This window comes from Psychrobacillus sp. INOP01, assembly GCF_018140925.1.
Classification (GTDB): Bacteria; Bacillota; Bacilli; order Bacillales_A; family Planococcaceae; genus Psychrobacillus.
The window spans coordinates 3,091,917-3,118,603 of sequence record NZ_CP073315.1 but is presented as its reverse complement, the minus strand read 5'-3'; the positions used below and the strand labels follow the sequence as shown (position 1 = coordinate 3,118,603).

18 protein-coding genes are annotated in these 26,687 nt (G+C 36.8%); 5 read left to right on the top strand and 13 right to left on the bottom strand.

What is annotated here, in order from left to right; translation table 11 throughout:
• Window positions 1-34: 34 nt before the first annotated feature.
• From KD050_RS15380 to KD050_RS15340, 9 genes are all read right to left on the bottom strand, one after another.
• Window positions 35-958 carry an ABC transporter permease gene (locus KD050_RS15380; RefSeq protein WP_235753998.1) on the bottom strand — a complete coding sequence of 308 codons (924 nt, stop codon included), beginning with the start codon at window positions 956-958 and terminating at the stop codon, window positions 35-37.
• Window positions 959-1,118: 160 nt separating this feature from the next.
• Window positions 1,119-1,766, bottom strand: coding sequence for a YesL family protein (locus KD050_RS15375; protein ID WP_211893215.1), 648 nt, complete (start codon window positions 1,764-1,766; stop codon window positions 1,119-1,121).
• Between the two features lie 69 nt (window positions 1,767-1,835).
• The gene (locus KD050_RS15370; RefSeq protein ID WP_211893214.1) at window positions 1,836-4,106 is read right to left on the bottom strand and encodes a heparinase II/III domain-containing protein; all 2,271 of its coding nucleotides are present in this window, start codon (window positions 4,104-4,106) and stop codon (window positions 1,836-1,838) included.
• A 26-nt stretch (window positions 4,107-4,132) separates the two neighbouring features.
• Complete coding sequence (locus KD050_RS15365) at window positions 4,133-5,563, bottom strand: extracellular solute-binding protein (protein ID WP_211893213.1); 1,431 nt, start codon at window positions 5,561-5,563, stop codon at window positions 4,133-4,135.
• A 79-nt stretch (window positions 5,564-5,642) separates the two neighbouring features.
• Complete coding sequence (locus KD050_RS15360; RefSeq protein ID WP_211893212.1) at window positions 5,643-6,704, bottom strand: alpha/beta hydrolase family protein; 1,062 nt, start codon at window positions 6,702-6,704, stop codon at window positions 5,643-5,645.
• A gap of 10 nt (window positions 6,705-6,714) precedes the next feature.
• On the bottom strand, window positions 6,715-8,532 hold the full coding sequence (locus tag KD050_RS15355) for a ligand-binding sensor domain-containing protein (RefSeq protein WP_211893211.1): 1,818 nt from the start codon (window positions 8,530-8,532) through the stop codon (window positions 6,715-6,717).
• A 23-nt stretch (window positions 8,533-8,555) separates the two neighbouring features.
• On the bottom strand, window positions 8,556-9,791 hold the full coding sequence (locus tag KD050_RS15350) for a DegT/DnrJ/EryC1/StrS family aminotransferase (protein ID WP_211893210.1): 1,236 nt from the start codon (window positions 9,789-9,791) through the stop codon (window positions 8,556-8,558).
• A gap of 15 nt (window positions 9,792-9,806) precedes the next feature.
• Window positions 9,807-11,480 carry a polysaccharide deacetylase family protein gene (locus KD050_RS15345; protein ID WP_211893209.1) on the bottom strand — a complete coding sequence of 558 codons (1,674 nt, stop codon included), beginning with the start codon at window positions 11,478-11,480 and terminating at the stop codon, window positions 9,807-9,809.
• Window positions 11,481-12,003: 523 nt separating this feature from the next.
• Window positions 12,004-14,826 carry a carbohydrate binding domain-containing protein gene (locus KD050_RS15340; RefSeq protein ID WP_211893208.1) on the bottom strand — a complete coding sequence of 941 codons (2,823 nt, stop codon included), beginning with the start codon at window positions 14,824-14,826 and terminating at the stop codon, window positions 12,004-12,006.
• Window positions 14,827-15,178: 352 nt separating this feature from the next.
• Between KD050_RS15340 and KD050_RS15335 the strand changes: the two genes are divergently transcribed.
• Genes KD050_RS15335 through KD050_RS15315 form a run of 5 tightly spaced genes read left to right on the top strand, consistent with a single transcriptional unit; the run spans window position 15,179 to window position 20,366 of the window.
• Complete coding sequence (locus KD050_RS15335) at window positions 15,179-16,675, top strand: DUF6583 family protein (RefSeq protein ID WP_211893207.1); 1,497 nt, start codon at window positions 15,179-15,181, stop codon at window positions 16,673-16,675.
• Between the two features lie 26 nt (window positions 16,676-16,701).
• Window positions 16,702-17,922, top strand: coding sequence for an ABC transporter permease (locus KD050_RS15330; RefSeq protein ID WP_211893206.1), 1,221 nt, complete (start codon window positions 16,702-16,704; stop codon window positions 17,920-17,922).
• The gene (locus tag KD050_RS15325) at window positions 17,922-19,076 is read left to right on the top strand and encodes an ABC transporter permease (protein ID WP_211893205.1); all 1,155 of its coding nucleotides are present in this window, start codon (window positions 17,922-17,924) and stop codon (window positions 19,074-19,076) included. Before KD050_RS15330 ends, KD050_RS15325 begins: the two co-directional genes overlap by 1 nt.
• The gene (locus KD050_RS15320) at window positions 19,039-19,713 is read left to right on the top strand and encodes an ABC transporter ATP-binding protein (protein ID WP_211893204.1); all 675 of its coding nucleotides are present in this window, start codon (window positions 19,039-19,041) and stop codon (window positions 19,711-19,713) included. The genes KD050_RS15325 and KD050_RS15320 overlap by 38 nt, the downstream gene beginning before the upstream one ends.
• Before the next feature lie 23 nt (window positions 19,714-19,736).
• Window positions 19,737-20,366, top strand: coding sequence for an SGNH/GDSL hydrolase family protein (locus tag KD050_RS15315; RefSeq protein WP_211893203.1), 630 nt, complete (start codon window positions 19,737-19,739; stop codon window positions 20,364-20,366).
• Between the two features lie 124 nt (window positions 20,367-20,490).
• On the opposite strand, the gene KD050_RS15310 is transcribed toward KD050_RS15315, so the two are convergent.
• The 4 genes from KD050_RS15310 to KD050_RS15295 form a co-directional block, all read right to left on the bottom strand.
• A complete protein-coding gene (locus KD050_RS15310; RefSeq protein WP_211893202.1) occupies window positions 20,491-20,643 on the bottom strand; it encodes a YwzD family small protein in 153 nt (50 codons plus the stop codon).
• Window positions 20,644-21,014: 371 nt separating this feature from the next.
• The gene (locus tag KD050_RS15305) at window positions 21,015-23,366 is read right to left on the bottom strand and encodes a bifunctional 2',3'-cyclic-nucleotide 2'-phosphodiesterase/3'-nucleotidase (RefSeq protein ID WP_211893201.1); all 2,352 of its coding nucleotides are present in this window, start codon (window positions 23,364-23,366) and stop codon (window positions 21,015-21,017) included.
• Between the two features lie 292 nt (window positions 23,367-23,658).
• The gene (locus KD050_RS15300; RefSeq protein ID WP_211893200.1) at window positions 23,659-25,110 is read right to left on the bottom strand and encodes an S-layer homology domain-containing protein; all 1,452 of its coding nucleotides are present in this window, start codon (window positions 25,108-25,110) and stop codon (window positions 23,659-23,661) included.
• Window positions 25,111-25,257: 147 nt separating this feature from the next.
• Window positions 25,258-26,637: a S8 family peptidase gene (locus KD050_RS15295; protein WP_211893199.1), complete on the bottom strand. Its 1,380-nt coding sequence runs from the start codon at window positions 26,635-26,637 to the stop codon at window positions 25,258-25,260.
• Window positions 26,638-26,687: the final 50 nt, after the last annotated feature.

The window sequence follows — 26,687 nt, the reverse complement described above, 5'->3', positions numbered from 1 at the left end:
TTACCCCCTAACCTAAATCTTGTAAGATGGTGTTTTAATATAAACCATCTTCTCCAAACTTTTTCGCAAGTCTATTGGCAAGTACAACAAGTATTAAACCAATAATTCCTTTAAACAGCCCTACAGCTGTGGCGAAACTGAAATTAGCCTGCTGAATCCCCTTAAAATACACATAAGTATCTAATACGTTTCCTGTTTCCATATTGAAAGGATTCAACATTAGAAAGATTTGCTCGAAACCACTATCCATGACATTCCCTAAACGGAGTATTAATAAGATGACAATCGTACTCTTAAGTGCTGGTAAAGTGATATGCCACATCTGTCTCAAACGACTAGCTCCATCTATTACAGCCGCTTCATACAAATGAGGACTAATCCCAGACAATGCCGCTAAGAAAAGAATAGTACCCCATCCTGATTCCTTCCAAATAACCTGCAGAATGACTATAGGCTTGAACAATGCCGGATCTGTTAAAAATGGTATTGGATTGACCTCCAACAAATTCACTAGAACGCTGTTAATCAGACCTTCACTTCTAAGAAAAATAACTGTTATCCCAACGACGACTACCCAGGATAAGAAATGAGGTAAATACACAATAGATTGAAGAAATTTCTTATATACCTGATTTCTAATTTCATTAAGCATCAAGGCAAGTACAATCGAGATTGGAAAAGCAAAAAAGATTTGTAACAATGAAATTTGTAGAGTGTTCCAAATAACTTGAATTACTTCCGCATCTTCAAAGATTAATTTAAAGTATTTTAAACCTACCCAAGGGCTATCAGCAAATCCACGAAACGGGCTATAATCCTTAAATGCTAGAAGAATTCCTGCCATTGGTATATAGCGATATATTAGGAAATATAAAATCCCGGGTAAGATTAGGAGTAATAAATAGCGGTCTCGCCATAATTTCTTTTTTATTGAATTCTTTTTTCTTTTAGTCGGGATATTATTTGATACGGCTAATGTTGAATCCAGCGTCTCAATTTTTTTGCTTTTAGTTGCAATAACTAATCTCCCCTTTCTCTATTAAACTCTTTTCAATACATGTATATTACATGTATTTATAATAATTTAAATTTTACAATAATTCAATATTTTTTTGAAATTATATTCCTTTTTCTTCCGTACCTGTCTTGTTATTTTTCTCTAGACTCGTAAACATTTTGTTAGAAATAATCATTAACACTAGACTTATAAGGCTTCCGCCAAAAAATGGAAGTAACCCTGGAATTTTAATCATCAGATAGTATGGGAAATAAAATCCTAAAACCATTAACACAGAAAACAATGGATTGGATAGAACAATGAGTAAACAGTTTCTAAAGTATTGCTTTAAAGTCAATTTATACTGAACGTAAACCGGGAATGCATAAAGCAAAGCAACTATAAAAATAGCACCGAGTATAAAAAAGAATAAAGAAACGATTAATGCCCAAATAGTAGGTATTCCACGGAAAAACTGCAGATCCACGTATATTATTATCCCAAGCACTACCCATGAGTAGCCATATTTGTTGGACTTTAGGAATTCCTTTTTATATTCACTTTTAAAATGAGCGAATACCTTTAGTTCCTCTTCATCCTCTTGCGTCCACTTTCTGAGCACAGAGAACATTGCAACGGTTGACGGGAAAAAACCTGCAATTCCAACACCAATAATTATCCCTGCTAACCAAAGAATATTTAAATACGCAAGCTTCATAGCCCAATCCATATAATGATATAAAGAACCTCTCCAGCCGGTAAGTTCCATGTAAACCACCTCTTTTAAATACAAATTTTCATTGAAAATTCAGTCAATTAAGTGTAAATCTATACAATTTTAAATGTATAGTTCGATTTCATATTTCCCAGGCTTTAGCTGCAATATCAGCATTTCCTGTTCCATTTGATAGCTTACTAAATGCTCCTCATTATTTACTAATAGGCTTGTAGGCTGCGGGGTTTTTAACCAAAGCTGAGTAGTTGTTAATAGCTCCATCTGTATTTTTGCGCCTGTTTTATTAATGTGAGCAGAGATATTCATATCTTCAGACGATTGAAAAATCGTATCATCTTGTACCTTCAGACAGCTACCATTCACGACAGTTAACTTACTTAGCTTATTACCATCGTTCTGAAATGAAATCCAACCCTGTTCTCCTTGAAAACCAATTTCACCATTAGAGTTTTTTTGCCACACAGACTTTCTTTCCTCATTTACAAGAATATGATCTGTAGTGCCTTGTCGACTAACCTCCATTTGAAAAAGGGGTCCATCTCTACTTACTGAATAAGCAAAATCGTTTTTTGAAACTTCAGGAACAAGCAAAGTTATCATATATTGCTGCTGCTCCTTATCAAGAGGCACTACCTGTAGATAAGATCCATATTCTTCTGCTCCCTTATGCTGTTCTACTCTTTTCTTTGTATTTTTAGGATAACAATTGTAAAGGGAAACGGAAGCTTTGTCTCCATCGAACCTAATATGTGTTTTTTCTGTTGTCATCTTTGGCAGTAGGATTTTCTCCCCTGCATATATTTGTGCAGTCGTATGGAAAAGAAAGCTGAGAACACTATCCGGATCGTCTTTAATTACCTTATCTATAATAAGATAATAGCTATTATCGATATGTACTATTTTTCGTTCCCATTGTGAAATACTTTTGTCGTAGGCACCAGCCGCTTCTCCACTTACAAAAGAATAATTATCAGAAGTATACCAATCTATAAATTTACTTTTACCTAATTGAGATTGTCCATTGCCATTTACAAGCATACTATTATGTCCAATTGTCCCAATCGTAAAATCTCTCCTTGGACCTTCCACATAATCCTGGTAACCTGGATTGGTTATTAGCCATTCTCCAGCAACATGTAATATAAAATTGTTTTGATCAAAATGATTATGATTCTTCGCTGACCTGCTTGAATTGAATGCTAATATATGGTCATGATCCTTCCAACCACTTCTAAGTGAAGCCCAGCCTATCGAAGAAAATATATTAGAGCATTTATTTTCATAGTATTTATCAGGTTCTAGGGGCTCGGGCAGATTGCTCGCATGAAGCAATGTTTCCAGATGACTTTCCGAGAATTTATGCACATACCAGCTAGCAATACGGTTCTGGTTTTTCGATGCAAGTATTCCCATAAGATAGGAAATATCCAAGCTGTAAAATGAATCCGAAAAGTTTACAAAGCTCATCTTTCCACCTGTTCCTAAGGAATACATGAAAAGATCAGGAAGAAAATTAAAGTATGGATGCTGGAGAAATTCGTCATCTCCTGTCGAACGATGATACGTATCGACCGCCATTAAAATATGCCTTGCAGCGACATTTAAATACAATAGCCCCTCAATGTCCGGATCCTTCATCCTACTATTTAAATAATTGCTTATATAAGTACAGGAATTGAGGATGAATGGCTCAACTTCTTCCTTACAATCACTATCAAAAATAGCGAGTGATCCGATAAGCATCGCTACTTGCTTCGATGCTATAATATTATGGCTATCATGATTGTCGAAATCAATACGGAAAGGCAGTAGTCCTTTTGTCAAAATTGCATGTTTAATCGTATTTTTCTCCGAGTTGGATAAAGTATGCAAAATTGCATCATATCCAATTGCTGCACCTATGGTGAAATGAGCATTACTTAAATTCCCTTCCGCACCTCTTTGCGGAAATTCAAACCATCTTGTAAACGAGGATAGAGCAATGAGATACTCTTTTACTTTTCCAGCAAACCTTTTTTCATTCGTCACTCCATAGGCAAATGCTAAAATCCTGATACGCTCCTCAACAGCTCGAGAATACATCGTCCAAAAAGGATAATCTATATATCCTGGTGGATCTCCAACAGGCTCCAATTGTATTAATGGCAAAGTAATATTCAGTTGAACAGAGCAGCTTGGGTAGAGGACTGTAAACTCTTTTTCATCGACATATGACTCTGCTAGTTCAAGCGTTTTATCCCACACATTGTTAAAATCAATCCCAATTTCGAGTTTGTTATTTGCTAGTCTTGCTTTCATTTCTTTTAGTTCCTCGTCATTATATAAAATTCGAGGATTTGGTTTTAATTGCTTAAGATGTTGAGCAAATTTCATCACAAGTACACCCCTTAGATAACGGTTTAAACGTTATGCGTTGCTTGTTTTAAATTTAGAAGCTCTTCAATTCGTTTACAAGTATCCTCTGCTTTTTCCATATTGGCCCAGAAAAATTGCATTTCTCGTTCAATCAATTCAAACTCTTCTACAGTCAAATGAAGATCTCTTATCGTCTTGGAGGATCCCATTACTTCTTTAAAAGCATTATATTGTTCTGGATGAACGCCAGGCTGTAGAAGATTATTATCCTCTGCAACTATGCGGAGCATCGGAATCGTACATCCATTTTGCTTAAGCAATGTTTGCGCTTCTGTACTTACCATAAAACTTACAAGTGCTTGTGCTGCCTCTTTTATTTTGCTGTTCGCACTAATTCCTAGAGCTCCGCCTAAAAGAAGTGTTCCTGACGCATCATTTTGAGGAGGTGGTAGAACGTCCCATTTGATCTTATGATCTCTAAATTCATTCATAAAATAATAGGTCGTCAAAATCATTGCTGCCCCTTCTCGCATAAAGAGATTTTCAGCTAACTCATTGCTCCCGTGGGAGAATATGGGCGAAACTTGATGCTTATACATTAAATCACCACAGTAATTCAGCGCTTCAATATTCTCTTTTCTATTCATAACTGATTTAGAGCGGTCATCTGCCATGAATGTACCTTTGTTCTGTAAAAGAAATACTGGCCAGCGATTTGTGGAAGATGAAAAACAAAAGCCGTATTCGTTAATCATACTGTCGCTATCCAATCCCTTCGTTGTACGGGTAGATAACTCTAACAAATCATCCCAGTTTTCCATTTTGAAGTCCTTTGAGATTCCTGCCTCTTCAAACATCCGTCGATTGTAGCAGATCATCACTGGTGAAAATACAAATGGTGTTACAGGAACTGTCTGGTTATATGTGAACATATCAAACACTTGTTTATAGCTATCCTTTTCTGCGTCAATATGCACCGGTAAGAAAGGATCTAGCATATCTAAAGAATTCGATTCCATTAGTTCCCGAAAGTGATAGTCAGATACGATAAATACATCAGGTCCGTTATCATGCTTTAAAGACTGTGTCAGATTGTATATATACTGACTATTAGGTAGTATTTGAAGATTTACTTTTGTAAACGGGTTTAGCTGTTCGAAACGTTTGATGATTTTCCGTATAATTTCTATCTCATATGAATTAGAAAACCAACCTAGAGTAATCGTCTGTTTTTGCGTATCGTTTGGAATTGTTACTCTATTTCCTTTTCCAGGAATTTTCTCGATTAAGCCTTCCTCAACAAGCTCTGCCAATGCCTTTCTTATGGAAACTCTACTTAATTCATACACTTTACTTAATGTATTTTCGGGAAGTATGAATTCACCTGGCTTAATCTTTCCTGAGATAATTTCATCTTTTAATTCATGCATAAACTTATTGTAGCGATTTTCAAAAACACTTTTTCTTTTTAGCAATTCCCACAACTCCCTACTAATGATTGCCCTACTTTTAATTAGAATAGCATATTTTGCAATGAAAACTTGAAGGACTATTTTAACTCAACCATTTATCTAGAAAAGCGTAGGCGATTTGGCGAATTTCAGGAGGAAAATCATGTCCAGCGTTCCCTAGCAACGATGTAAATCGTTCCCCTTCTTCCATCCATTCATATAAGGAGTTAAGTTCAACTAATCCTTTTGCTGCAGGTTCCCAACGAGGAAATATACGATCATTTTGCCCCATCCATAGAAACAAGGGGGTTGGAGCAACTAGTGCAGCTATTTCGGTGAACTCAAACGGTACGATCCCGTCATTAATATAATCACTAATTTTAGGGATATGGCTGAACCACTCTCTCCTACCCCAGCGATGCTTCTCTGGGTCTTGTGCGAAAAGTGAGAACCCACAGCTACAAACAACAGCCTTAACTCTACTGTCGACCCCCGCTAGAAAGAAGCTATTATAACCACCTAACGAATGCCCAATGGCACCGATTTTAGTTTTATCTACGATATTTAGTTCTTCCAATAAGCTTATCCCTTGTTGATGATCCACAATCATTTTAGCAACCGCCGACCACTTTGGATGACTTTTATAAAATGCTGCTGTTTGAAATGGCTCCTCGTTCTGTAATACTCGTTCGCCTGCGGTTATGGTATCTGGAGCTAAAACCACAAATCCTCGTTTTACAAGCTCCAGTCCGTATTGTCTATTCTTCCTACCTGCAGTTGTACTTATGTCTTCTTTTCCATTTTCGCTAGTTGGATGGAGAGCAATTACTGCCCGAAACTGCTTACTTTTGGCTGAGGACAATAAATGAAGTACATCACTTTCTGTTTCTAAATTTTCTTCTACAAGTACTTTTGGGACTAAAAGGTTTGCAGGTACCCAGTCCTCGTAAACTGTTGAATAGCAAATGTTGATCAGGTAATAATCGGTATGGATTTCCCACGTGTTAATCTTCATACTCGGTTTAACTAGAGGAGGAAGGTCACCTATACAATCTAACCAATTCCGGCGTATCGTAGATCTTTTTTCATGCCATTCGTCCATATTATTTACATTATGTAATAAAGGTAGAGCTCCATCCTTCTCTAAAGCTTTTAATGTATACATTGTCTCCCCCCTAATCTTCACCAATTTGAATACTGCATAAATGACTTCCGCTACCATAGTAGATTCGACTATTTTTATGTACAACACCACTACTAGCACTCATCGGCAGGGTATGAACTACTTTCGGTTCTACACACTGTTTCACCTGGATCTCCATACTGAGCAATGTATGACTAAGGAGACAATAGAGCGTATTAGTTGGCAAATCATAAGCAAAACCATTTCGAACAATGTGGCCCCAGCTGGATAAATCCTTCCGGAAAAGTATTTGTTCGGTAGATGGGTCGCATACAAAGTAAATGCTTTGTTCCGTAAGACAATGTGTACGGTCATATTCGTCAACAAAGATTTGAGCAATTTCACGTGCGCCTTCTATTGGAACAAAACTATTTTTTACCCTCCGAGTCTCCCAATCTAATACATATAAGTGAGCTTCTTTTTCTCGTGATCCTGCTCCACCCGGTGTTTCAATACTCGTTCCACCAACGATATCACCAGATCTCAATTCACCAAGGCTAATCGTACTTTGGTTTTCCACTACTTTTTCATGTGTCAGCAGATAGTTTTCCTCTGATTCAATACGGTAGATACCTAAAGACCCACCGACCATTCCATATCCGGGAAATCCACCCCAGACAATATGTTTATGATCCTTTAAACCAATGGCGCAGCGTGGCCTATGAATACTTTCTTCCTGCAACACCAATTTGGGATTTTCACTCTTTTTAAATTTCTTTTTCATATCAAATACATATAGCTTTCCACCTGCGTATGCTGCTCCTATAAGTACATCTCCAGTGGAAGCATAGGCTGCAATATTACCCCCGCCACCTTTTTCAATAATCTCTCCGCCAAAATTAGTCGTCTTGTTCGTGGAAATATTAAATTGAAAAAATTGTAGCGGATGCATAGATGTTCCATATATATGATCATCTGGTCCAAGATAAATTGTAGATAATTTCGCTCCATCCGATGCATAGCTAAATTGTATTTTTTTTGTCTCTGCTGTTTCTCTATGAACAAGTTCAATAAATCCTTCAGACAGGCTGTATCTCTCTATATGATATCTTCCCTCTTGATACCGATGAATCCTTTGAAATGCTGTACCAGTATAAAATGAGGGCGATAGTTTTTCTACATCGATAGTTTCGAAGTCCCCATTAGAGAATTTCATCCATTGCGGAGAACTAGAAGCTCCCAAATGGCCGTATACAAATCCATCTTCACCTAAATAGATATAACCAGTTCCCTTTTCCCTTTGTTGTTCTGCTATAAGGTCTTTCTTTAGACCTTTTTCTAGATGAAAAGCAACTATATTTTTCTTTTCCGTTCCAATCCCTATATACGCCCACCCTGTATGATCCACCGCTACACTTCCCGGGTACTTTTCGGTAAAGTCCATACTGCCATAGTCCATAATCTCTTTTGAGTGAGGCGAATAAAAAAGCAAATGACAGTGAGGATACGAAGTGAAATAGATATTTCCAGATATATCCTCCGAAAAGCTAAAACCTACAATTTCTTCCCCGTTTTCAATCACCTTATAATAAATAAATTGCTCTAAAAAAGGGTCCAATACCATGAACATATTTGCAGCACCAGTATAAAATAATCCATTGCTGCTAAACGAGGAATACGGATATTCATCGTTGTTTTCGGGAAAGAAAACTTGTTTTATATAATCGTTTTCAAGATTGACAATAATAACGAACCCTTTGGCCGCAATAACAAACCGATAATCACCTTCTGCATTCATACATATTGTAGCTGTTCTTTCTTCCTCTGCTGAAACGGGAATACCATAGTCTGTAAACAGATTTTTGTGCATTGTGACCCTCCTTCCACAATAATTTATTTACTATAATAGAAAGCAACCTTTTCTATTGCGACGATCATATCTTCTATATCTTGGTCGGTATAGAATTCATTTATATTTAATCGAATGGCCGTTTCTAAAATATTCTCAGCGTTCGGACAGCTTCCTATAGAATAATCATAAGATCCAAGATCAAATGGATAATGGCTATTCATATACGCCTGTTTGTTTTGAAATAGTGGCTGTGCATATAACACCTTCGGAATATAACCAGGCTGGTTTGGAATTCCTTCTGCTGCTAAAGCTTCCGATAATTCCTCTCTTGAACAGGAAAACTGTTCCAAATTTAAGGTGAGCATATAAAACCAGTAGCTACACCAGCCTTCTTCGGTAATTTTCATCGGATTGATCCCTTTAATAGTACTGAGCCCTTGCCTTAATCTTTCCCCTAACTCGTTGCGTCTTGTACAGATCCAGTTAAGCTTTTTTAGCTGAGCAATCCCAACGGCACCCTGTAGCTCTGTCATACGATAATTCGGCGCTAAGTATTCTAAATCCTTCACCACTGCTTCTTCTTGTCTTCGATAATTTTTATCTGCAAATGCATGAGTAGTAAAATAATCTGATTCTTCACTTGAGTTTACGATCACGATTCCTCCATCACCAGTAGAAATATGCTTAAAATCATTTGTACTAAAACAACCGTAATCCCCAATTGTCCCCGTTAGTCGTCCTTTGTAAGTCGTTAAATAACTTTGAGCACAATCCTCTATAACCTTAAGGTTATATTTTTTTGCAAGTTCCATAATTGGATCCATATCGCAAGGATTACCCGCTAGATGAACAACGATTATTGCCTTCGTCTTAGCGGTAATTTTTTCTTCGATTGATTTAGCAGTTAACGTATAACTATGGGGATCCAAATCAGCAAAAATTGGAATAGCATTTTGATAGAGAATTCCTACCACTGTCCCTTGGTCTGTAATAGGACTTGTAATAACTTCATCTCCAACCGTAACACCAGCTGCTCCAAGTGCGACATGTAGTGCTGCAGTCCCAGACGAAGTAGCAACACTATATTTAACCTTATAAAGATCATTAAAATCCTGTAAAAACTGCTTTACTTTATTGCCAAAGTGATAGAATAATGTATTTTGCTCAATGGCCTCTAATAATTCTTTTGCCTCTTCTAATCCAAAGCGTTGTCCTGTGCCAAAAGCGGTCGTTTTCACCTTAGTGCCGCCATTTATTGCTAGTAGATTTTCTCCCATTTTAAGTCCCCCATATTAGGATCTTTTCATTTTAACTTCCTTACAGCTAATACCAAATCTCTTGACTATTGCATCGTCTGCATCGTTTTCGGCAACTGGAATTAGTATCACAAAATCACTCTCTTCATCCAGGGCAGTTAACTTTATAGTTCCAGAATAACTAATACCATCAATTGTTACCCTACGACGTGCGCGTTCCCAATCATTGATTTGTTTACTAGTCCAGAAGGTAAACCCCTGACCTTTAGCAGTCGTTATTAACTGAACAATGGCTTCTCTTACTTTTGGTTGGTGGTAAATATGGTATTGATGGAACAGAAAATGCGCTACTCCATTCACGCGCTTCACTCCATCTAAGAACGGCTGAATGACACTCACATCTGATAATGTATTGTGATTTAAATCCTGAGTTAAGAAACCAATTTCTAAAACGTCATATAATCTATTTTTTTCATCTGCCCAAGCAATCGGGAAATAGGGGTGACATGTGCCAAATAAAAAACCAATATTCCCTTTTTTACTTGGACCTCTCGACTGATCCACTTGTATTCCATTGTTTTCACACCAAGTGTATAACTCTCCCCAACCCTCAAAACGAGTATAGTGATTTTTATTAGATATAGTATGGTCTGTATTCGTCGCTTTTTCTACCCATGCTAATTGCGTTTGAAAAGCTTCCTCGGACCAAACTCCCTCATCCTGTTCTAGTGCATTATAATGGAGGGCAATTTCATGACCATCCTTTTTTATCTGGTCATATATCGAGGTACTGTAACCGGGCGCAATCATGCACCAGGTAGTCTGAACATTTTCCACCTTCAAAGTTTCTAAAGTGATTTGCGCTGATTCATCCACATTTAAATCACTGTCATGGGAAATCATCGCAACATGTTGTACGTCAGCTGGCCAATAATCTAAGAATGGAAGAGTTAAGCCTTTGTCTAGCACTATTTTTAAAAGATGTTCCATTATTACTTCTTTCCATAAGTCAGCATATGGATGTGGGAAATATGGCATTCCTGTCTCTGTATATGCCCTATCCAAAACCCAATCCAGTTCAAAACCGTCCTCCGCCTTTAAAATTCCCTCATCTAAATTTGCCGAACCATCCGGAGCTGGTGCTCCATCCTCCACAACAGGCTTCGTTCCCTGTTGCAGCCCAACTATCGTTTGAGGAATCCCAATAGACCAGCGTTCAATTGTTCCAGAACCATATTTAATCTGTTGTAATGCCGATGCTCCTTGCCATGTTTTTGCCTCATCAGCTACGGAACCCAATTCCGTTACGTCTACATCGTTTTTCTGCGTCCAAGGCTCAGCACATAGAAAACGTAAAGGTGTCTGGTGGTTTAAGAAGGCAGATAAATCCGCATATCCCTTTTGAGGCACAAACATATTGGAAAAACCTAATTTGCTTTGAATAGCGTTCAATCCACCGTAGGAAATCACTGTCCCTCCAGCGTTTGCATATGCTAATATTTTGGTGCTCGCCTCTTCACTATCACTTGAATGACTGACGATTAGTACATCAAATGAATCATACTCATCCATCACTTTTACTTTTTTATACGGAAGCCTTAGATGATCAAGAATTTCAAATAAATAGCTTCCAAAAATATTCTGTCCTTCTAACCAATTTAACTCCGCCTCTTTGTCATCAAAAAGAATTCCAATTTTCGCTACTTTCATGTTCTCAGCACCTCTATGAAGTAGTTTAGATACATGTATTTTACATGTATCTAAACTGTTTTCTTAAATCATATTATAGTTTCATATAATAAGCAACGAATTGTTTGAAATTTTAAATAATATAACCGAAATCATTATTACTATTTCAATAATAAAACCGAACAATTATATTATTTGTCATTCAATTATCGGTTTATATTATGTGGATTTTGTTGATTGAAGCGCAAGGCGACGACTCCAGTGGGAACAGCAAATGTTTTCTGCACCGAAAGTGAAGCGACAGGTGCACGAGCTGACAGCCCCGCAAGAACGTTTAAGAGGGACAAAGGCTAAGCCCGCCACCACGCGATCGCAACGCCTTCGTAACCAACATCCTGTTGGCCCGAGGAGATTGAAGCCGTGCCCACGGAAAGCGTCCGCCTGGAGTGGAAATCAACTTGTTCGGATTTCACAACTCAGTTCTCTTTTATGAAATTGATTCAATAAAAACAATAATAGTGAACTGTTTTATTTTTAAAGTATTTTACTTATTGTTTCCACCCTTATTATTGATCCAGATGGACACCGTATTACTTTGAACAGTTACCCCATTTAATGTAACGTTCACTGTAATATTTGCTCTTCCACTTTTTTGTGCCGTCAAAACTCCATTGTTTATAGAAACCATCTTTGAATTACTAACTGTATATTCAATAGTACTTCCTGCTAGCTCATAGGTGCTTCTATTATTCTCTAAAATAGCTTTAAGATGAAGCTGCGTAGTGTCTCCAACTGTAAGACGTTGTTCATCAACTGACAGCTCAGCACTCTTAATAGTTTGAAGCAAACTACTATCCTCGTATTTATATAAGTTGATACCTTTTGATAAATAGAAGGCTCCGTAATCATCTTGGGCTAAATGTTCTACACCACTTGCAAGGAATTCATGCTCGTTACTAGCTACATCAAACTTGAAAAACTTATTACCAATTATCCCGTAAATGTTCCCATCAGTCCCAATTTCAAGAGAAGCATTCCTCCAGCTACTTGACGCTTTAGGGTCTATTTCCTTGCTATGAATTACGTTATTTGTAGCAGGGTCAAATGCAAACAATGTACCATCTGACATCCCCCAAATGTTTCCGTCTGGGCCAGGTACAAGTGCAGTTAATGCTCTTTTCCCTGTTACTGGGACCATTTCAAAGGATTTTTCTTGTTTCTCAATATCCCATACAAATAATTTAGCTTCCGTTGTTGTAGGTGTAGAACCTTGCCCTCCAGCTACAGTAGTTCCGCCGTATACCTTTCCATTTGCATAGGCTAAAGAAACAATACTTTGGTCTTTCATTAAATTCCAATAAATTTCCGGCTCATTTTCTGTTCCTGGTTCATATATTGTAAATGCGCCACCTAAATTCCCGTTTTTCGGTACTGTTCCTATGAACAACTTGTTATAATCATCCACTCCAAGCATCGCGAATGGTCTATCTTGCTGTGTATAACCTGGGATGCTATCATTTTTTTCCAAGCTGAATAATAGATCAGGATTTAAATTATTTGAATCCGTTCGATTCCATGCTTTAAATGGATCATATTCATACATTTTGGCATTAGGATAAATTCCTAAATACATTTTATTGTTTAAATTAGCTATTCCCTCACTTTGCCCAATACCATCAAATCGAATATTTTCATGTGAAGTAGGGATAAATGCACTCATATTACCAGGTAGATAACCGGTACTATATATTTTCCCATCTGGTCCTTTCGCTAATTCATGAATTAAAACAGACTCAGAAGGTAAATCTAAATTTGTTAACGTAAGGTTTCCATTTACTAAGTTATATTTGTAAAGCTGACCACCATTACCAGAAAGACCTACAAGTGTATAGCCTGGAAATTCTTCCTCATTTAATTGGATGAATTTATAACTAATAGCGCTTCCTTTTAGATCTACATTTAGTGATTGGAAGGTATTCGTATCCAAGTTATACTCATGTAATATTCCCATATGAGTATAGTAAATTTTATTGGCAACAGGAGATTTTTCCGATATCCCTCTTGATGATTCAGGAATATCATATGTCTTCTCACCTGTATCACCGTTCGTAGCCTCTACCAAATTTCCAGTTTTCGTATCATAAATAAACATTTCATATTTCGATTCTTTTTGTGCAAATAATTTTCCGTCTATAAAATTCATGTCATAGACAGAAATAATATCCGAATATTGTGCAGGAAGCACATTTCTCTTTTCACCAGAAGTAATATCATACTCTATTAAATGTGCTTGACTACCAACACCAGCATAGACTTTTTGATTTTCTTCATCTAATGCAACACTTCTAACCCATGACTGTCCTTCAGCCATCCTACCGAAATCCGTAAACTTTTCAGTGGCAGGATCATATTCATAAACACTTCCTGATCCATAGGTACCTCCATAAATTTTTCCATCACTTGCTGTAGCAAATGGATAAAGCACAGCATCTGTATCTTTAACCGGATGCCCAAGATTGATTAATTCATCGGTTTGAGGTAAATAACGATAAAGAAAACCCTTATTATATGCACCCAAATAAACAGAACCATCTGAAGCAACCTTTATACCCCACGCCCCAGACGTATCCTCTAACGTATAGCTTTTTATTAACTTTTCAGTAGCAACATCCACAATAGCAAATTTAGAAGGGATGCCCGCCACAACTGTGTACAAAACATCATTTCCCTGAGAGTCTTTCCCAATATCCCCCAACATGACGGTTGTCTTCGTAACTTGTATCCCTAAATCCTCGGCAACTTCTTCAATTGGGTTTATAGGCTTTACCTCCATTAAACTAGCATCATCAAAATAGAAGGTTCCTATATTTGCTTTACCTGAATAAAACAATATAGCTGTCGATGCTGCTGTTTCAGGCGCAATAGCCGTGATACTTATATCTGACCATGAAGTTGCTCCACTTAATGACTTATTAAAACCAGTAATATATACACCCTCCTGGTCAAAAAAACGGATGTATATTTCTCCAGATCCATTCGAACCCGTTTTGATTTTTGCAGAAGCGGTATATTCTCTACCAGGTGTAACGGGAACTGTATCACTTATTAAACCAAGGTTTTCATTTTTACTTGTATCTTTAATTTCTAAACTTTTCGTACCCGTATAAAATTCACTTTCTACAGTCGTAATGCTGGAAGTGCCAAAGTTCTGTGTCCAACCTGGTATTCCCCCACCGCCTGTAGAATCCTCAAAGCCGGGATTCTGTATAACCAAACCTTCCGCTGAAACTGAATGCATACTAGGAAATGAGAGGGTCACTATTAAAACCAAACTTAATAGAAAAACAAAATTTAAAAAAATCTTCATTTTCTTCCTCCTTGAATAGTAGATTGAAGAGCTCTTTCCGATAGATTATACAAACCTCCTCCATTACAGTTAGTTTCTATACATGTATATAACATGTATTTAATAACAAATGTAAATTAAATAGACAGAAAAATCAACCTATTTTTTAATTCATCGTATTTTTATATGTAATTCATCAACTTATACAAGATTTTTGTCGGAAAAAATAGAAATTACCAATTTTTTATATTTTTTTATAGAATAAAAGTCCTCTGAATTTATTTATCTGCTATAATTATTTATAGATAGATATAATGTAAAATAAAGTAAAAAAGTTAGTTGCTATCAAATATGGAATTGAAAGGAAGATTTTATGAAGAAAAAAACATGGATTATTGCTATTATTTCTTTTTTTGTTGTAGCTGGAGGGGCATCTGCCTTTTTTCTACTAGACAAATCACCTAAAGAACAATATTTTTATTCGGAGGTTAAGACTATTCAACATATCCAAAAACTTGTCGAAACACGCTATGAAAATGAGACTGAATGGGCAAAATTTGGAACAACTAAAGTTCTCGATAGCACATATGATTTTTCAGGTGAATATCAAGGTGATACTAATCCCGAAATAGAACAAGTAGTCAATAACTCTAATGTTGCATTACGAATAGCAAGTGATCCAAATAAGCAAGAGGTAGAGGCGGAGATCAATGCAACGATTCTTGGGGTGGATGTTGACCCTATTAAAGGCTATATCACATCGGAAGAAATCATTTTAGGTCTTCCTTTTTATGATCAATTACTTCAATTGAAGGATAAAGATTACGGAAACTTAATGCGTGCAATAGATCCTAGTTATACAGGTAGCGAAAAGCTTGGCTTAGAGAATTTCCTTGGGAAAAATAATATTTTATCTGAAGAAAATATTGAATATTTAAAAGAAGAATACATGATGTATTTATATGAATCATTGCCAGAAGAGTCATTTACCACTTCGGATGAAAAAATTGATGTAAACGGGAAATCTATTAATGCAGAAAAAATTTCCATGACACTTACAGAAGCTGAAGTGAAGAAAATTTTAACTGATGTACTTCAAAAAGCTAAGAAAGATCCAAAATTTAAAAAAATTGTGGCGGATTACTTGGAAAGCTCGTTTGAACAGTTTACTGCCGTTGGTACTCCAGACACAACATTTGAATTTGATGAAGTAATGGATGACTTAATAAGCTCAGTAGACGAAATTGACCTACCTGATGGTATAAAATCTACTATCTGGCATGATGCCGATTTAATCGTGAAAAGAGATATCAAAATGGAAATTGCCGACTTAGGTAAATTAGAAATTGCCGGTACACAATTACTAGAGGATTCCGCACAAAACTGGGAATATACTATTAGTATGGATAACGATACATTACACTTTACAGGTGACCTTACTACATCAAAAGATGGTACTTATAAGGATGAAATCTCATTTTTAGACAATAACAAGGTTGGCCTTGTTTATAACGGAGAAGAAAAACTATCAGGTGATGATAGAACATTCGAACGTAAATTTATATTTGAAGATGAATACCAGCCTATGGAGTTTTTATGGAATGGGAAATCAAACTACAAAAAAGACTCTATGCAAGCAGACCATGAATTTGTTATTGCAATAGATGAAAGTTCAAATGCAGTTGTAAAAGTTAGTCAAGAAAGCAAGATCATTAAAAAAGTAAATCTACCAACAGACTCTGAGAAAATGGTCAATATCGGAACGATGGATTCTAATTCACTACAACAATTGTTAACCGAAGACATTTACCCTGAAATGCAAAGCTGGGGAATGAACATCATGCAACAATTCGAACAAGAATTATATTAAATCATAAAGAAATGAGTGAATGCATCTTGATCCAACTGAAAAAGATTGCTTTCTTTACGACTCAATATGGAAAAAGTATTCAGAAGAAGTGGAAATCGCTTCTTCTGCTTTTTCTTTTTCCTATTTTTTTATTAACTTCCACACTAGGAATTGTCGCCTCTTTATTAGTTCCAACAGCTAAAGCACCTATTTCGGTTGCTTTTGTAGATGAAGATCAAACAGAAGAAACGAAAATGCTACTAGAATTTATGTCCCTTTCCATTGATAAAGAGGAAGGCATTGACATTTTTTCTATCTCTAAAGATGCTGCCAATGAACAAATAGAAAACAATAAAATAAGTGCTTATATCCTGTTTCCTGAAGGTTTCACTAAAAAGCTCTATAAAGGAAAATCTGTTTCTCTTTCGATTATAGGTAACCCCTCCAAAACAGTTGATAGCTTCATCGTAAAAGAATTAGCAGAAAGTATGACGCGTTACATCTCCTCTGCTCAAGCAAATATTTTAACTGTGTATGATTATGCTGGTAATACATATATTCCTGAAGAGGATTTAGAAAAGCTTTTATTTGATACATTCATCGAATTTACTTTATATACATTAGGAAGCGGACAAATTCTAGATGAAGAAGAAGTTACGAACATTACAACTACCTCCCCCACTAATTATTATGTAGTAGCTGGTTGGTTTAGTGCATTTTCTATTTGGTTATTTGGCAGCTATTCATTGTTAAGGAAAGATACGCATGCTGCTATGCGAAATCGGTGGAAGCTACTTGGAGTGACCCATTGGCATACGACTGTTTCACAAATATTTGTTTCTCTGCTAGTAAGTATTGTATTTGCTACTATTTCTTTTATCCCAATTAGCAAATACTTCACAGTAGAGTTATTTATGTTAGATTATTTCCGGCTGTTCCTGTTCGTCCTTTTATATGGATTACTTCTATTAATAGGTTTAGCTCTCATAGATTTATGGATTTCATCTAACAAAGTAGTGCTGCTACTTCAATTTTTCTTTGTTTTAATATGGATCGTTTCAAGTGGAGCATTAATTCCTACGATTTATTTTCCTTTATTCATCAAGAATGCATTGCCATTTTTCTTCTCGTATGAGAGCTTCCAGTGGATTGTAGAAATTGTGTTAGTTGGACGAAACTATGCAAGCTTTACATCGTTAGCAACTCAGGTCTTAGTGGGTCTATTCCTTCTGTGGATCTCAACCCGGTGGAAGGATAGGTGGAAATGATGAAAGCTATTCTAGGAATACAAATGATGCGAATGCATAAAGAATGGAAGGTTTTACTAACATGGCTCTTGCTACCACTCCTTTTAACTGTATTAACGTTCAGTACGTTAAATAAATTAGGGGATGAATCCAAGGTTCCAATTGGTTTAGTAATAGAGGAAAACACTACTCTTTCAGATAATCTAGTTAAAAGAATTATGGATACAGATTACCTACTGGTAAACATACTAGACCTTCCAGAAGCTACAGATCTATTAGAAAAACATGAGCTCGATAGTGTATTTGTCATTAAGGATGGATACGAGGAAGATATTCTAAATAATCGTCGGTCTCAGTTACTAGAGGCATATTCATCAAATAGATCCTTTGCTTACTTTGCTGTTGTAGAAACGATTAGCTCCTACGTTCAGGAAGAAGCAACTCGTACGAAAGCGGCTACAGAAATAAAAAATTTATACGAAAAGTATGGCTCCCGTGAAGAATGGGACCGAGAAGAAATTTTCAAAACGAGTAAAGAAAAACAGGAAAAAAAACAGCTAATTTCGACAAGCTTTTCGTTCCAATGGACACCAACAGAAACAGGAAGTGAAAGCACCTCGCTTCTATCTGTTTGGGGTATTTGGGCTTTCTTCCAAATCATCGCTACATTATTTCTGTTTGATTGGGTCGTAAAAGCAAATAGCAAATTAATAAAAGTACGTTGGACCTTTACGAAAATATCATTAAATAGTTATATTTACTGGAATTTATTGTTCTATACGGTTTTACTATTTGTAATGGATGTAGTTACTATATATGTTCTCCACATATTAGATTTAGCATCTCCAAGTGCTCGGCTGTTCATTGCACTACTTGGCTTTAGAGTAACGATAAATATTTTAGCTGCTCTACTCGCTAAAAATTTCACTAATAGTTTCTTCTATTATATTTGTGCCATTGCAATCTCTCTTATCCTAACGATATGTGGGGGTGCATTTATCCCGATTGATTCTATTATTAGTAGATGGCCATGGGTAGAGTCTTTCAGTCCTGTTTATTCATTGTTACATGGTGAAATCGCTTATGGATTTTTAGCTGCCATTATTGTTATTTCAATAGTTAAAGGAGGTAGTCAGCGTGCTGCAAGTAAGTTCCCTGCAAAAAAGCTATCATAAAAATAAAATATTAAACGATGTAAATCTTCTAGTAAACCCAGGTGAGGTTGTGGGCTTAGTCGGAGAAAATGGAGCTGGTAAATCTACACTGCTAGAAATTTTAGCAACGGTACTACCTCAATCCAACGGCAGTATTGAATTAGAAAGTAAATCATATTCAAAAGATATTAAAAGCATCCGTAAGCTAATAGGATATGTCCCTCAGGAAATCTCCTTATGGGAGGAATTCACTGTGGGAGAAAACTTTTTGTTCTTCGAAAAGCTGTCATGGAAAAGAAGGTCACTAGAAGAATGCAAGCAGCTTTGTCTCGATATGCAACTAAACAAATGGGATGAACCTGTGGATTCCTTATCCGGTGGAATGAAAAGAAAACTAAATCTAGCAATCAGTCTTATTCACGATCCCATATTAATCCTACTAGACGAACCAACTGTAGGAATAGATATGAAATCCAAAGAAGAAATAGGAAATTACTTAGTAAATTTAGCAAAACATGAAGGAAAAATGATCATTTATACGTCTCATGATATGAACGAAATTACCTCTTTTTGTGACCGCATATATTGTTTAGGAAAAGATCCGTTTTACGCTGATTTACTTAAGTCTAGAGGCATAGCTGTTGAGAAACTGGAATAGATAAATGTTAGAGGGGGTTATGTATGAACATGAACAGCAGATGGGACAATAAAAAATGGACAGTAATAGGTGACAGCAATACGGAGCTCAACTGGGCGGGACAAAAAAAGTACCACGGCTATATAGCGGAAAAGTTCGGATTCAAAGTGCAAAATCTCGGGAAAAGTGGCTCTGGGTGGTTCAATACATGGAAAGAGGGCTTTGAAGCATTTTACTTAAGGTTAGATGAAATTGATAAAGATACAGATTTAATCACCTTCCTAGGGGGAGGTAACGACTATGCCGAAACCGAGAAACCCTTTATACTTGGTTCCTTTGGTGACACCAATCCTGTAGCAACGTTTTACGGGGCTTTAGACTACACAATTAGCACAACCATTAATATGTTCCCCAATGCTACGATTGCAACATTTACTCAATTTAGACGAGACGTAGGACAACCAACTAATGCTAAGCTCGAAGCCATGGTAAAAGCAGAGCTTGAGGTTACAGCAAAATATGGAATTCCTTGTTTGGACCTTTATCATCAGGCTAACCAATATCCTTGGTTAACTTGGTACAAAGAGCGTTATATGACAGATGGGATTCATCTTAATGATGCTGGTCATGAAAAACTAGCGCATAAAATGCTCCCTTTTATTGAAGCGCTATGATTGACTTTGTTTAGATTATATAAAGGCATCCTATATTGGATGCCTTTTTTATAAAGTCATTGCTGCACAGTTTGTCCCACCCACTAGATATACTTCAAGCATTTGAAAAGGGCGGCAGGTTGATCTATTCTTTTTTTGTATTGTCCATTAAGACTTTCAATTGAGCTGATAACTCATCGATGAACTCGCTTTCTTTAATTGTTTTATTTTCGTTTCCTAATGTATAACCATATTCTAATACTTTTTTAAATTCTTCATTTAATTCTGTCGTAATCACGAAACTTCCTCCTACTATCTTTCAGTATGTAATTTTTTATATTGTAATACAAAATTTGTTGATAACAGGCAATGTTACTAAGATTTAATAAACTAGTAATAAAATTCTCTGTAATGATATATTCTGTTTCATACACGACAACTCCTCCTTCTTCCACCACATAAAAGAGTGTCAAAATGGTGAATTCCACATAAGTCAGTCTATTTACCACATAAACGCCACTAACCAGCACATAACTCTCTTGATCTAACACATAAAATAGCCTATCTACAACATACCCTTTGCTAAACACCACATAACCCCCACTCATCTATCCCAACAAAAAAACCACCACTGCTCCAATAAGCAGTGGTGGTTTCAACAAACAAATATTATTTAATAGAATACTTACCAAATCCGTCTGTACCTTCACCAACATATTTGATGCGGCCATCAGCAGGGATTACTTTTTCTGCTTGTTTAGAGGATTCGAATACGATTGTTGAGTTTGCCGGAAGTGCTGCGAATTTCCAGTTACCGTCAGCAGATGGATCGATTGTTTTCTCTGCAAGAATGTAGTCGATAATTGTTTGACGGTTTTCATCTGGATAGATTTCAATCGCTGTCGCATTACGTACTCCTGGGAATGTTCCATTCGCACGGTAGTTATTTGTTGCTACGATGAATTCTTGTTTTAAATCGATTGGTTTACCCTCGTATTGGAGGTTCGTAATACGGGATGAACCTTCATTTACTAGATTTCCGTCTGCATCGTATTTCGCTGGTTTTGTAACATCTATTTCGTAAGTTACTCCGTCGATTACGTCATAGTTATATGAGCGGAAATCTGTATTGATAAGCTGTTGCTCGCCAGTTTTCGTTCCAACGATTTGGTTGAATTGACCTGCAGACATTTCTAACCATTCTTTTACATCTGCTCCAGTAACTTTAACGATTGCTACTGTGTTGTCATATAAATATAAATCCGCTACGTTTTTAATAGCTAGCTCGCCTTTTGGTACATATGTGTAATACTCAGGATCGCTTCTTGTTCCAGCTTTAAATGGTGCACCTGCAGAAAGGACTGGTAATTTTTCATTTGCTGTACCTTTTAGTTTTGCTTTTACGTACTCAGTTTGAGCATTTGTTACGATTTGGATAGATGGATCATCTTGTACTTGTGAGAAGTAGCTATGAATATCCGCTGTTGTTGTTCCAACTGCTTGGCGTACGTATTTAATCGTTCCTTCATGTGCTTGTTTTACTGCATCGACAATGGTTTTATCCACATCCGTAGCATCTTTCGCAATTGTGCGAACCTCCGCTTTAGATTGTTTTACTTCCCATTCGTTCCCTTTTTTTACTAAATCTAAATCGATTACACCTAAGTGGCTACCAAATTTACCTGGCATAACAACCGGAACACCGTTAATCGTACCGTTTTCCACGTCTACATTCGTTAACGACTCATCCACTTTTCCAGGGAATACTTGGTGTGCATGACCAGTAACAATCGCATCTACGCCTTTAACCTTTGTTAGCAAATACGTAACATCTTCTTCGCCAACCTCATGCTTCATATCGCCAAGTCCCGAGTGGGAAAGCACTACAATCACATCTGCTCCAGCTTTCTTCATTTCTGGTACAATAGCCTCCACAGCTTGTACGGAATCGTCTACCTTCACTTTTCCTTCTAAATGAGACTTGTCCCACTTCAGAATTTGCGGTGGAACAATACCGGTTACACCAACTTTGATAGTAGATTTCTTCCCTTTGGAATCAACTACTTCTTTTTCAATCAAAACGTATGGATCATAAACTAATTTACCAGTTGCTCCATCACGAACATTCGCATTCACATACGGGAAATTCGCATCATCTGTAACTTCATCCAAATAATCTAAACCATAGTTAAATTCATGGTTTCCGAATGTAGCACCATCATATTTTAGCAATTCCATTGCTGTCACTGAAGGATGTTCTTCACCGTCTTCTAACTTGTCCACTGATTGCTTATAAGAACCAAGTGGTGTACCTTGTATCGCATCACCATTGTCAAATAGTAAAGTATTACTATTTTCTGAACGTGCATTTTTGATTAGTGTAGCAGTTTTTGCAAGACCTAAGCTATTAGACTCTGTATCTTTGTAATAGTCATAGTTCACGATATTCGTATGAATGTCCGAGGTACCTAAGATTCTTAGAGAAACAGTTGAACTTGAATTTTTATATTCCTTCAAAAAGCGTTTTAGAATATTATTCATCTCATGTTTGCTAACAATATTTGAAGGTTTTAAGGTTTTATCTGGGTATCCATTTAAGAAACCTAATCCAACTGCCTTCGCAATTTCGTTACGATTAGATACACGGATTTTATTTTTATCTGTAAATTTGTTTAGTAGACTCTCTGAGTAAGTTTTATCCGTCTCAATAGCTCTTGTCGCAATAATAAATGCATGCTCACGAGAAAGTTTTTCATCAGGAGCAAAAACAGTAGCTGACTTCCCAGTAATAAGTTTTAACTCAAGAGCTTTCTCAATATAAGGCTTTAATGATTCTGGAACATCATTAAACTTCACAGATTTACCAGTACCTAATTCAACACCCATTGCATCGATCATCGTTTTTACATACTCACCACGAGTGACATCTGGACTTTTTGCCGCAGAAGCATGGTCAACATTAGCATATCCCCCAACTGCAAGCGACAAAGCTAGCGCCGAAGCTGAAACCTTTTTCCACATAAACTTATTTCCTTCTTTCTCTTCTTGGAATATTAAACCAATATAATTGTAGCAAAAACAAAAGTAAATAGTGTAACAAATTTGTAAATTTTGAAAACTGTTAATGCGTTAATAGGGAAAAGTGCTTGTAAAATAGGGTTAAGTCGGGGGACTTATGTGGTTGTTGGAGGAGTTTATGTGGTAGTTAGATAGAATTATGTGGTGGTTAGGTAGATTTATGTGGCGGCTAGCGGAGTTTATGACATAAAAAAAACCGACTTCCCTCGGAAGAAAGTCGGTTCAACAATTTTAGCTATTTTACAATGTATGGTGAAGCGATATACCCATTCACACTTTTGCCGTTTGCTACTGTTTGGACAGGATACCAAACAAACTGATTAGTGGAGCTTTTGTTTTCATCAAATACTGGTGAACCTATGATTGTCACTACAGCACCTTTACTAGTCGCTGTAAGTGGAGACTGAGTACTTGCTGATTTGCGAAGACCTGATCCATTATATTTTACTTTGTCTCCCTTTCCATATCCTTCAGTAGTTGGTGTACTTGAAGTTAACGGAAACGACTTTTTATTAAATATGATGGAGTTATTTGTTTCCTCTCCATAAGTGAAATCCTCTTTGTTAAAGTCTAGCAGGTCAATATTAGTTTCTAGTAATCCATTATTCTCAAGTGCTTGGTATACTCGCTCTTGGTATGCTTTCGTATTTCTTTCGCCAGTTGCTTGGTATACCGGGCTATTCACGGCTTTTGTTCCATTGTAGGCCATTATAGCAAAATACCAACTCTCTAAGTCTTCTGGGCTAGCATTCTCGATTTTTGGTAAATCACTTCTCTTATAATTTTTTCCAAGTATATCGATTGCAGTCTCAATATTATACGCTAAATCATATTTTATACGTTCCAAGTCGTATCCTGCTGTATTCGTGATTTGCATCAATCCAATACCGCCGTCACTACTAATAATTGGCTCACCATTTGATAGGAAATGAACCCATCCGTTACTTTCTACGGAAGCCACTGCCTTTACGATCTCCGCTGGAATTGGCACGTCAGCATTTCTAGCTGAAGTTGTTAGCAAGCAGTTCATCGTTTGACGATCTGGGTTTGATTTGGAATCTGGATCGTACCCACATGCATCCACTGTCAAACGTAAATCATCATTCAACGCTCGTGCCAAAAATCCAGCAAAATGTGCACGAGTTACGGAATCGTTCGGTTTAAAATCTCCATTAGCATATCCACTAACAACCCCAAATGCAGTTGCCTTTCGAATATCCGAATATGCGGATGAATTTAGAGGAACATCCGCAAAAGGAAGTGCCTCACCCTTCATCTTAAATGCTCGTGCTATAAAACTCGCCATTTGACCTCTTGTTACAAAATTATTTGGTTTAAAAGTCCCGTCAGGATAACCATTAATAATTCCCGCATCAGCTGCAGATTGAATAGCACCAGATGCATGGTGATCAGCACCTACATCTGTAAAAATAGTTTTTTTGCTAGTTAAATCCAAGTCCATAGCCCGAGCCACCATTAATGCTGCTTGGCTTCTCGTAACAAAATTACTCGGCTTATAATGATCGGCATCCACACCATTCACAATTCCCTCGCCATGTAAATAATTGATATGCTCATAGAATGGATGACTTGTCTTAACATCCTGAAACCCCGCTGCTTGAGCAATAGATGAAAAGCTTAACCCAAATGCCAATAAAAAACTTAAACTCAACATTAATTTCTTCATTTACTTCCCCTCCTTATCTCTTAGTCTACAAGAAAACTCCTATTATTAACAACGTACAACCTAAAAGGTTACAAAAGACAACCACATGCTCCCAAAAAATAGGCTAGTAGATATACAAATTCTTTGTATCTACTAGCTTATTATTGTTTATTTTGTTTTAAATCGCATCAAGTATCTGTTTCCGTTCTTGATTTGAATGTCTAATAGATATTCTGTGTTCGCTTGATAGTTTTTCGTTGGAGATACAATGATTTTTTTATTTTTTAAATCTGGTGTGAGTTGAATGGGGATTTCATAGTTTTCTGTATATAGTTTAACAGCAACTGTTGAGTCGTCAGAGAATACTTGGTTGAACAAAATGGTCCATGTTTTATCTAAAGGGACATTGATATGTTCGGGTAAATTAATATAATTGCTTGAACTAAATGCGCTAGTAATAAGTGAATGTTTATTAAAGTTGGAGACGTTGAGGATACCTTCTCCAAATAGCGGATCCCAGTTTACTGCACCTTTATCGTCAACATACGTTTTTAACATTTTTTCTAATTCTTCTATCGATCTAGTAGGATCATCCAGAAGAAGCATAGCTGCTACACCACTTACGTAAGGTGCTGCCATGGATGTGCCATGTAAGGCTGCATACTTTTCTCCAGGGATACTTGAAAGTATTCCGACACCAGGTGCTGATATGTCGATGGACCCGCCGGTGTTACTAAAGACAGCTATTTTATCGGATTGGTCAGTTGCTGAAACGACCAGCACTTTTTTTTCTGAGGCGGGATAATAATTTGCTGTATCATCACTTTTATTTCCAGATGATACGACCACCAGTACATCGTTAGAAAGTGCGTAGTCAATTGCCGCTGCTAAATGCTCGGAATATTCATTCCCTTGAAAGCTCATGTTCACAAGGGATGCACCATTATCTACTGCGTAATGGATACTTTTAGCAATATTGGAATCATAGCCATTACCAGTTTCATTTAGCGCCCGAATTGGCATAATTTTGACGTTGGCTGTAGTTGATTCGGCTATTATTCCAGCTATATGCGTCCCATGAAAATGCTCATCCATTGGATCTGTGTCATTATCTACAAAATCATAACCTGCTACCATTCTCTCCTTCAAGAAGGAGTGGGTATAATCTACACCTGTATCGATAACTGCAACAATCACTTCTCCAGCGTTCGTAGCAAACTGCGATTTTATCCAGTCTGTTCCAACCCGCATTGCCCCCCACGGTTTGGTATACTCCGCTGTTTGGACCATACCAATTGTGCGAATATAATCTGGCTGTAACACGTTCACCTCATCTTTCGATGAAGCGGCTATCGTGAAGAATGATTTTGGCTGCACTTCATCCACAGCAATGCTCTCGATCTCTTTATTTCCTTCTTTATCGGTTACTTCTACTATTACTCTATCTGTTTCTGTTTGTTCTCCTGAACTACTAAGAGCTATACTAGGAAAAAACAGAACGATACTAAACGAACACCCTAACAACATTTTTAACAATAAACCCCTCATTTTCTCCCCACCCCATTGGCTGAACTTTTACAATCAAGTACCCATTAAGT

Coding starts and splice junctions, on each gene's coding strand:
- KD050_RS15375 (WP_211893215.1), bottom strand. CDS start 1,766: ATGGAACTTACCGGCTGGAGAGGTTCTTTATATCATTATATGGATTGG.
- KD050_RS15370 (WP_211893214.1), bottom strand. CDS start 4,106: ATGAAATTTGCTCAACATCTTAAGCAATTAAAACCAAATCCTCGAATT.
- KD050_RS15360 (WP_211893212.1), bottom strand. CDS start 6,704: ATGTATACATTAAAAGCTTTAGAGAAGGATGGAGCTCTACCTTTATTA.
- KD050_RS15355 (WP_211893211.1), bottom strand. CDS start 8,532: ATGCACAAAAATCTGTTTACAGACTATGGTATTCCCGTTTCAGCAGAG.
- KD050_RS15350 (WP_211893210.1), bottom strand. CDS start 9,791: ATGGGAGAAAATCTACTAGCAATAAATGGCGGCACTAAGGTGAAAACG.
- KD050_RS15345 (WP_211893209.1), bottom strand. CDS start 11,480: ATGAAAGTAGCGAAAATTGGAATTCTTTTTGATGACAAAGAGGCGGAG.
- KD050_RS15340 (WP_211893208.1), bottom strand. CDS start 14,826: ATGAAGATTTTTTTAAATTTTGTTTTTCTATTAAGTTTGGTTTTAATA.
- KD050_RS15335 (WP_211893207.1), top strand. CDS start 15,179: ATGAAGAAAAAAACATGGATTATTGCTATTATTTCTTTTTTTGTTGTA.
- KD050_RS15325 (WP_211893205.1), top strand. CDS start 17,922: ATGAAAGCTATTCTAGGAATACAAATGATGCGAATGCATAAAGAATGG.
- KD050_RS15315 (WP_211893203.1), top strand. CDS start 19,737: ATGAACATGAACAGCAGATGGGACAATAAAAAATGGACAGTAATAGGT.
- KD050_RS15305 (WP_211893201.1), bottom strand. CDS start 23,366: ATGTGGAAAAAGGTTTCAGCTTCGGCGCTAGCTTTGTCGCTTGCAGTT.
- KD050_RS15300 (WP_211893200.1), bottom strand. CDS start 25,110: ATGAAGAAATTAATGTTGAGTTTAAGTTTTTTATTGGCATTTGGGTTA.
- KD050_RS15295 (WP_211893199.1), bottom strand. CDS start 26,637: ATGAGGGGTTTATTGTTAAAAATGTTGTTAGGGTGTTCGTTTAGTATC.